Source organism: Sphingobium limneticum (assembly GCF_008710155.1).
Taxonomy (GTDB): Bacteria; Pseudomonadota; Alphaproteobacteria; order Sphingomonadales; family Sphingomonadaceae; genus Sphingobium; species Sphingobium limneticum.
Map to the genome: position 1 here is coordinate 48,461 of NZ_VYPZ01000025.1, position 7,580 is coordinate 56,040.

Annotated in this window: 7 protein-coding genes and 1 pseudogene; 7 read left to right on the plus strand and 1 reads right to left on the minus strand. The window is 63.8% G+C overall.

Annotation, left to right across the window (positions count from 1 at the left end; translation table 11 throughout):
* Window positions 1-82: 82 nt before the first annotated feature.
* On the plus strand, window positions 83-1,597 hold the full coding sequence (gene scpC, locus F4U94_RS19610; RefSeq protein ID WP_120251011.1) for a succinyl-CoA:acetate CoA-transferase ScpC: 1,515 nt from the start codon (window positions 83-85) through the stop codon (window positions 1,595-1,597).
* A 240-nt stretch (window positions 1,598-1,837) separates the two neighbouring features.
* Window positions 1,838-2,311 (plus strand): hypothetical protein, encoded by a 474-nt coding sequence (locus tag F4U94_RS19615; RefSeq protein WP_120251012.1) that lies wholly within the window; start codon window positions 1,838-1,840, stop codon window positions 2,309-2,311.
* 590 nt (window positions 2,312-2,901) lie between these two features.
* Here the strand turns inward: F4U94_RS19615 and F4U94_RS19620 are convergent.
* On the minus strand, window positions 2,902-3,459 hold the full coding sequence (locus tag F4U94_RS19620; RefSeq protein WP_120251013.1) for a hypothetical protein: 558 nt from the start codon (window positions 3,457-3,459) through the stop codon (window positions 2,902-2,904).
* A gap of 278 nt (window positions 3,460-3,737) precedes the next feature.
* On the opposite strand from F4U94_RS19620, the gene rpsM reads away from it, so the two are divergent.
* From rpsM to F4U94_RS19645, 5 genes and pseudogenes are all read left to right on the plus strand, one after another.
* On the plus strand, window positions 3,738-4,106 hold the full coding sequence (rpsM, locus tag F4U94_RS19625) for a 30S ribosomal protein S13 (RefSeq protein WP_120251014.1): 369 nt from the start codon (window positions 3,738-3,740) through the stop codon (window positions 4,104-4,106).
* Between the two features lie 76 nt (window positions 4,107-4,182).
* Window positions 4,183-4,572: a 30S ribosomal protein S11 gene (rpsK, locus tag F4U94_RS19630; RefSeq protein ID WP_004208752.1), complete on the plus strand. Its 390-nt coding sequence runs from the start codon at window positions 4,183-4,185 to the stop codon at window positions 4,570-4,572.
* 121 nt (window positions 4,573-4,693) lie between these two features.
* Complete coding sequence (locus F4U94_RS19635; protein WP_120251015.1) at window positions 4,694-5,755, plus strand: DNA-directed RNA polymerase subunit alpha; 1,062 nt, start codon at window positions 4,694-4,696, stop codon at window positions 5,753-5,755.
* Window positions 5,756-5,877: 122 nt separating this feature from the next.
* On the plus strand, window positions 5,878-6,297 hold the full coding sequence (gene rplQ, locus F4U94_RS19640; RefSeq protein ID WP_120251016.1) for a 50S ribosomal protein L17: 420 nt from the start codon (window positions 5,878-5,880) through the stop codon (window positions 6,295-6,297).
* Window positions 6,298-6,455: 158 nt separating this feature from the next.
* Window positions 6,456-7,487 (plus strand): annotated as a pseudogene (locus F4U94_RS19645) (prolyl oligopeptidase family protein); the annotation flags it as partial.
* Window positions 7,488-7,580 lie beyond the last annotated feature (93 nt).

Genomic DNA, 7,580 nt, shown 5'->3' on the forward strand with positions numbered 1-7,580 from the left:
TGTCCCCGGAACCAAAAGGCCACACCTGCATCGCCACGCCCAATTGCTACAGCAACACAACGGGCGGAAGGAGGATGAGAGGATGTCCGTAAACCGTATCGCTCACACCGGGCTGGCCGCCAAAAGCCGGTCCGCCGCAGAGGCCGCCGCGCTGATCCAGGACGGCATGACCGTGGGGATGAGCGGCTTCACCGGATCGGGCTATCCCAAGGCGGTGCCACTGGCGCTGGCCGACCGCATCATCACCGCCCATGCCGCCGGCAATCCCTTTCGCGTAAAGATCTGGACCGGCGCATCGACCGGCCCCGAACTGGACGGCGCATTGGCGAAGGCGGACGGCATCGAATATCGCCTCCCTTACAACAGCGATCCCATCGCCCGCGAACGGATCAACGCCGGGCAGATGCATTATTTCGACATGCATCTGAGCCAGGTCGCGCCGATGGCGTGGCAGGGCTTTCTGGGCGAACTCGACGTCGCGGTCGTGGAAGTCACCGGCATCACCGCCGATGGCGACCTCATCCCTTCCGCCTCGGTCGGCAACAACAAGACCTGGATCGACCGGGCCAAGGGCGTGATCCTGGAGGTCAACAGCTGGCAGAATCCCGCGTTGGAGGGGATGCACGACATTTATTACGGCACCGCCCTGCCGCCCTATCGCCAGCCTATCCCGCTGATCCGCGCCGACCAACGCATCGGCCAGCCGACCTTCCGCTGCGATCCCGCCAAGGTAATCGCGCTGGTGGAAACCGACGCGCCGGACCGCAACGCCCCCTTCTCCCCGCCGGATGCGACCGCCCATGCGATCGCCGGTCATCTGCTCGATTTCCTCAGCCATGAAGTGCGCCAGGGCCGCCTGCCTGCGTCGCTGCTGCCGCTGCAATCTGGCGTCGGCAATATCGCCAATGCGGTGCTAACCGGCCTGATCGACGCGCCCTTCCACGATATGGTCGCTTACACCGAAGTGATTCAGGACGGCATGCTGGACCTGCTGGATTCCGGCAAGCTGCGCATGGCGAGCGCCACCGCCTTCTCCCTCAGCCCGGAGGCCGCCACCCGGCTCAATGCCGACATGGGCCGCTATCGCGACAAGATGCTGCTGCGCCCGCAGGAGATCAGCAACCATCCCGAACTGGTCCGGCGGCTGGGCTGCATCGCCATGAACGGCCTCATAGAGGCGGACATCTATGGCAACGTCAACAGCACTCATCTGATGGGATCGCGCATTCAGAACGGCATCGGCGGATCGGGCGACTTTGCGCGCAACGCCTATCTGTCGATCTTCATGACCCCCTCGACCGCAAAGGGCGGCAAGATTTCCGCCATCGTGCCGCATTGCAGCCATGTCGATCATATCAATCAGGATGTGCAGGTCATCGTCACCGAACAGGGTATTGCCGACCTGCGCGGCCTCGCCCCGCGCCAGCGCGCGACGCAAATCATCGCCCGCTGCGCCCACCCCGATTACCGGCCGATGCTGGCGGATTATTATGCGCGGGCGCAAACGGGCAGTTTCGGCCTGCAATCGCCGATGCTGCCGGGCGAAGCGTTCGCCTGGCACCAGCGTTACATGGAGACAGGCACGATGCGGGGGTAGGCGCGACGGCGGGCCGGATCGACCATCCCGCCCGCCAGCTTGCAAACTAAGAAGGAGCGGATTCGGTGCCCCTCGCCGGTTCCGGACCGCATCATGCCCGGCGGGCCTGCAAGCGCACATGCAGGCCCGCCTTTTTATATATGGCAGGTCGCACACCGGCGGCACGGCGTGCAACATGCTGCATTGCAATCGAAACCAGCGGCCCTAGATTGCCAGCTCTTGACCAGTGGAGGATGCCGGATGATCGCCACCATCTTGCTTGCAATGGTTCAAACGGCCCCTGTCCCGTCCAGAGCATGGAAGGAGCGCAATCAGCCAGACATGCCTGTCCTTCCCCCATGCGAACCGGGCAATGGCGCAACACTCGTCCATTCGATCAAGGCGCTGCCCGACGAAGTGTCGGCTGAACTGGCCCGCTTCTTTCACGACGGATACGGGATGGCCGACGTTGGTGAACCCTTCAACAGCACCGACGTCGTTGAAGGCACGGTTCCGCAACGACGATTCATTCGGGCTTATCACAGCGGAAATTACTGGGTGATATGGTATGAACAAGGCGGCATCATCCACGCCTTGCAGACCATAGCGCTGCATCGCGAGAGAAGGCCGGGACAGCGCCCTGCATTTCAGATGGCGCCGGGTACAAGCTTCACCGGCGACCTCTGCATAGCGACAAAAGCCATTATATCGGGCGTTCGAGGCATCAACCCGTAAAGACAAGGCTGAGTCATGCCGCGCGGTCGCCCATTGCCGTGAGGCCGCCTGCCGCGCTCCGCCAGACAGGTTGGTGGAATGAAGGCCATTGCCCGCCCCCGCGTTCACATGCACGACAATTCAGGGACAGCAAGAACGCGTGTCGTCCGCCCCCATCATCTCCACTCTTTTGCACCATGCCCCACGCATGAGAGGGGCCGCCGGGTGCTTGCGCCCCGACGGCCCATCATTGACATGGTCAGCGGCCGGAAGCACCGCCCAAGGAAAACGGTTGATCGCGCTATCGCTCACCCGCAGACACGGCCTGTGTGTCGGCGCTCTTGATGCTTGCAGGTGATGGATCGACGCTAAAGGCGTCGCTCAGCGGCGCGTTTCCCGAATGGACTGAACCGACCCCATTGCTGAACCATGAGACATCGGATCACCTCCTTTCGCTATGTTGAAGCCCGCGTGACCGACTTCGCTTGTAACCTCTGATCGGCCACGAGACGGACTGTGAATCAGACGGGGCGCAGGATCAAGACTTGTAATTTTCTTTTTTCGAATCATAATTGCCCGTCCGCGTTTCGGTCTGAAACGCGCCGCACGGGTCAGCCCCGGCAATCCTCGATCACACGCGACACCTCGGCCCAGGCGGGCACGATCAGCGCTTCCTGCCCGGCCACCTCGACCGCAAACTTGCCCCGGCTATAGGCAAGCTGATCCAGCACCGTGTCCGATGCCGCGCGGAAGGCGACGATCTGCGGTACCGCACCGCTCGACGCCGCCGCGGGCCAGCTGGTCGCGCCATAGCTGGTGCGCACGACGATCGCGCTCGCGCCGCCAGCGCCGGCACGGGCCAGGCTGACCCGCCGGCTCGCCCGGTCGCAGCGCAGGGTCAGACGCGGATCGGCAGCGCTCGTCCCGAAGACCGCCACGGCGCCTGCCGCTTCTGCGCGATAACTCCAGTTGCCGGGCGTCGCCGGACGATATTGCCACTCCGTCGTCACAGGTGCGGGCTGGGCCGGCGGCACCGGCGCCGGGGCCGGCCGCGCGGGCGTAGGGGTCGGCGCCGGGACCGGGCGCGCCGGACCGGAACCGGGGCCGACGCAGGACGCCAGCAGCACCAGCGAGGGGAGGAAGACGACAAAGGAGGGAATGGCACGCATCCCCCTTCCATGCCGGACCCCGTCCCCCCACTCAACCGGAAAAGGGGCGAACCGCCGAACCCTTGCGTCCGGCCGCACGGCAATTGACTATTTTCCACCGAATCGCTAAAGGCCCCCTTCCCCTACATGCGGCGAGCGGTGGTGCTTTTGGCACTGGCCGTCTTTTGTGCGTCTAGGGGTCTTGTAATTGGCCGCTTTTCCTCGCCAGGGAAATCCGGCTCGGACGCTTTGAGATAGGGTAGCGCAAGCCGCCCTGTGGAGCAGGAGAAACTATTACCATGGCACGTATTGCGGGTGTAAATATCCCGACCAACAAGCGCGTGATCATCGCGCTCACCTACATTCACGGCATCGGTCGCAAGACGGCCGTCGATATCGCCGACAAGCTGGGCATCGACCACAGCCGTCGCGTGCAGGATCTTTCGGACGCCGAAGTGCTCCAGATCCGTGAAACGATCGACGCCGACCTGACCGTGGAAGGCGATCTGCGTCGCGACACCGCGATGAACATCAAGCGCCTGATGGATCTGGCCTGCTATCGCGGCCTGCGTCATCGCAAGGGCCTGCCGGTCCGCGGTCAGCGCACGCACACCAATGCGCGCACCCGCAAGGGCAAGGCGAAGCCGATCGCTGGCAAGAAGAAGTAATCGTTGAGGGTCATCGCTTCGGCATGACCCTCCGACGACTTCTACTTTTGAACGATTTCAGTAGGATAAGAGCAAAATGGCACGCGAACCCCAGCGCATTAAGCGCCGCGAACGCAAAAACATCTCGGCCGGCGTCGCGCACGTCAACGCCAGCTTCAACAACACCATGGTGACCATCACCGACGCCCAGGGCAACGCGATTTCGTGGTCCTCGGCCGGCATGATGGGCTTCAAGGGCAGCCGCAAGTCGACCCCGTACGCCGCTCAGGTGTGCGCCGAAGACGCCGGCCGCAAGGCCGCCGAACATGGCGTCCGTACCCTGGAAGTCGAAGTCAAGGGTCCGGGTTCGGGCCGTGAATCGGCTCTGCGCGCGCTGCAGGCCGTCGGCTTCCACATCACCTCGATCCGCGACGTCACGCCGATCCCGCACAATGGCGTGCGTCCGTCCAAGCGTCGCCGCGTCTAAACGCAGCGCTGCATGACATGCGGGCGGCGGACGCGTCGCCCGTTTACCCGTTTGCATCGCCGAAACGTCCTGTCGGGTGCAGGATTTCACAAGCGTTTCGGCCCATCCCCAGGGGAAATACATGACTGTCAACATGAAGAACTGGCAGGAATTGAAGAAGCCCAGCAGCCTTGAGATCAAGGCGTCGGGCGACGGCAAGCGTAAGGCGACCTTCGTTGCCGAACCGCTGGAGCGCGGCTTCGGCCTGACGCTCGGCAACGCGCTGCGTCGGGTTCTTCTGTCCTCGCTTCAGGGCGCGGCGGTCACCTCGATCAAGATCGAGAACGTCCTGCACGAATTCTCGTCGCTCGCCGGCGTGCGTGAAGACGTCACCGACATCGTCCTGAACATCAAGCAGGTCGCGCTGCGCATGGAAGGCGAAGGCCCCAAGCGTCTTCAGCTGTCCGCCACCGGCCCGGCCGTGGTCAAGGCTGGCGACATCAGCGTTGTTGGCGACATCGAAGTGATGAACCCGGACCTGATCATCTGCCATCTGGACCAGGGCGCGACGCTCAACATGGAACTGACCGCTGACGTCGGCAAGGGCTATGTCCCCGCCGTCGCCAACCGTCCGGCAGATGCGCCCATCGGCCTTATCCCGATCGACGCGCTCTACTCGCCGGTCCGCCAGGTCGCCTACAAGGTGGATAACACCCGCGTCGGCCAGGAACTGGACTATGACAAGCTGTCGCTGACGCTCGAAACCGACGGCACCGTGACGCCGGAAGATGCAGTGGCCTATGCCGCCCGCATCCTTCAGGACCAGCTCCAGCTGTTCGTCCACTTCGAAGACGCGCTGCCTGCCGCTGCCCCTGCTGCGGGTCACACCGCCGCCGCCGCGTCGGAAGGCGAAAGCGACACGAACCAGATCAACCGCTATCTTCTCAAGAAGGTGGACGAACTGGAACTGTCGGTCCGCTCGGCCAACTGCCTCAAGAACGACAACATCATCTATATCGGCGATCTGGTCCAGAAGACCGAAGCCGAGATGCTGCGCACCCCCAATTTCGGCCGCAAGTCGCTGAACGAAATCAAGGAAGTGCTGTCGTCCATGGGCCTGCGCCTAGGCATGGACATCCCCGGCTGGCCGCCGGAGAATATCGAAGAAATGGCCAAGAAGCTCGAACAAGAGCTGCTGGGCTAAAAGGTACGGGGCCGGGACAGATGTTCCGGCCCGGTTCCTTGATGGGGCACGGGGCGGTCCCCGCAAACACCGCCTGGTCTGGGGTACCTCAAACGGCCCCTTAACGAACGAAGGAATGAAACATGCGTCATAAAGTTGGTCATCGTAAGCTTCAGCGCAGCACCGGTCATCGTACCGCCCTGCTTCGCAACCTCGCCGCCTCGCTGATCAAGCATGAGCAGATCCTGACCGGCACTGCCAAGGCCAAGGAACTGCGTCCCTACGTCGAAAAGCTGATCACCCTCGCCAAGAAGGGTGGCCTGTCCAACCGTCGTCTGGCCGACGCCCGCCTGAAGGACGACGCACAGCTGATCAAGCTGTTCGACATCCTGGCCGAGCGTTACAAGGACCGCAACGGCGGCTATACCCGCGTGATCAAGGCCGGTTTCCGCGCCTCGGACGCGGCGCCGATGGCGATCATCGAGCTGGTCGATCGCGACGTCGATGCCAAGGGCCAGGACTCCGGTCCGGTCTTCAGCAGCGACGAGCTGGAAGAAGCCTGATCTAACCGGTCCTGTTCTGCAGGACCGGAGCATTCTGAAGTCGGCTGGAACAGCCAACGGCTCGCAGAATGCGAAAAGGACTAATGCTTTACCAACAGGCCGTGGCTCTCTAGGAGCCACGGCCTGTTGTCGTTTGGAAAGAAGAGTCGAAAGAGAGGATGCGCGCCGCCGCCCTGATCCTGCCGCTGCTGCTTGCGGCGGCCCCTGCCCTTGCCGGGCCGGAGGGCGCCGCCATCGATGCGGGCGACGCGACGCTACGCTACCCCGTCACGAAACGGCTGGACCTGGTCGAGGATCATTTCGGCGTGAAGGTCGCCGATCCCTATCGCTGGCTGGAGAACGACCTGCGCGCCGATCCTGCGGTCCGCGACTGGGTCGATCGGGAAAACAGCCTCACCCGCCGCTATCTGGACGACCTGCCCGGTCGCGACGCGCTCAAGGGCCGGATACAGGCGCTGCTCTCGCACGGCCGCTTCACCGTCCCGCGCAAGGCCGGCGGCCGCTATTTCTACGGCTATAACCGGGGCCTGGAAAACCAGACCCCGCTCTATGTCCGCGAAGGGCTGACCGGCCCACAGCGCCTGCTGCTCGACCCCAATGGCTGGGCGAAGGACGGCGCCAGCGCGCTTGCCGAGTGGGTGCCCTCCCCCGATGGCCGCACTCTCGCCTATGCCGTGCAGGAGGCGGGCAGCGACTGGCGCACGCTCCAACTGATCGACGTCGACAGCGGCAAGCCGCTGGACGACCGGGTCCAATGGGTGAAATTCTCCCAGATCGCCTGGGACGGCCGGGCAGAGGGCTTCTTCTACTCCCGCTTCGCCGCGCCGCAGGATGGCGAGGCCTATCAATCGGCGAACCAGAACCAGCAGCTCTATTACCACCGCGTCGGCACGGATCAGGCGCAGGACCAGCTGATCTACGACACGCCCGACCGCCCCGCACTCAGCCATCAGGCGCAGGTGACGAGCGACGGCCGCTGGCTGCTCATCAGCAGCTTCCAGGGCATAGACCCCCGCCGCGAACTCCATGTCGCCGAACTGACCGGCGGCCCGGTCAAACCGCGTCTGCTGGTCAAGGGGCCGGCCCATGACTGGCGCCTGATCGGCAGCCGGGGCGCCAGCCTCTATTTCCTGACCGACGATCATGCCGCCCATATGGCCCCTGTGCATTATTCGGCCACAGATTCACGGTAGGCGAGCTTGAGGGACGTCGGCGCCAGCTTCTCTGCCAGGGATTGCGCTACGTAAGCCGTCGCGGCCACACAAAAAGGCCGGCACAACGGC

Coding starts and splice junctions, on each gene's coding strand:
- scpC (WP_120251011.1), top strand. CDS start 83: ATGTCCGTAAACCGTATCGCTCACACCGGGCTGGCCGCCAAAAGCCGG.
- rplQ (WP_120251016.1), top strand. CDS start 5,878: ATGCGTCATAAAGTTGGTCATCGTAAGCTTCAGCGCAGCACCGGTCAT.
- F4U94_RS19620 (WP_120251013.1), bottom strand. CDS start 3,459: ATGCGTGCCATTCCCTCCTTTGTCGTCTTCCTCCCCTCGCTGGTGCTG.
- rpsK (WP_004208752.1), top strand. CDS start 4,183: ATGGCACGCGAACCCCAGCGCATTAAGCGCCGCGAACGCAAAAACATC.
- F4U94_RS19635 (WP_120251015.1), top strand. CDS start 4,694: ATGACTGTCAACATGAAGAACTGGCAGGAATTGAAGAAGCCCAGCAGC.
- F4U94_RS19615 (WP_120251012.1), top strand. CDS start 1,838: ATGATCGCCACCATCTTGCTTGCAATGGTTCAAACGGCCCCTGTCCCG.
- rpsM (WP_120251014.1), top strand. CDS start 3,738: ATGGCACGTATTGCGGGTGTAAATATCCCGACCAACAAGCGCGTGATC.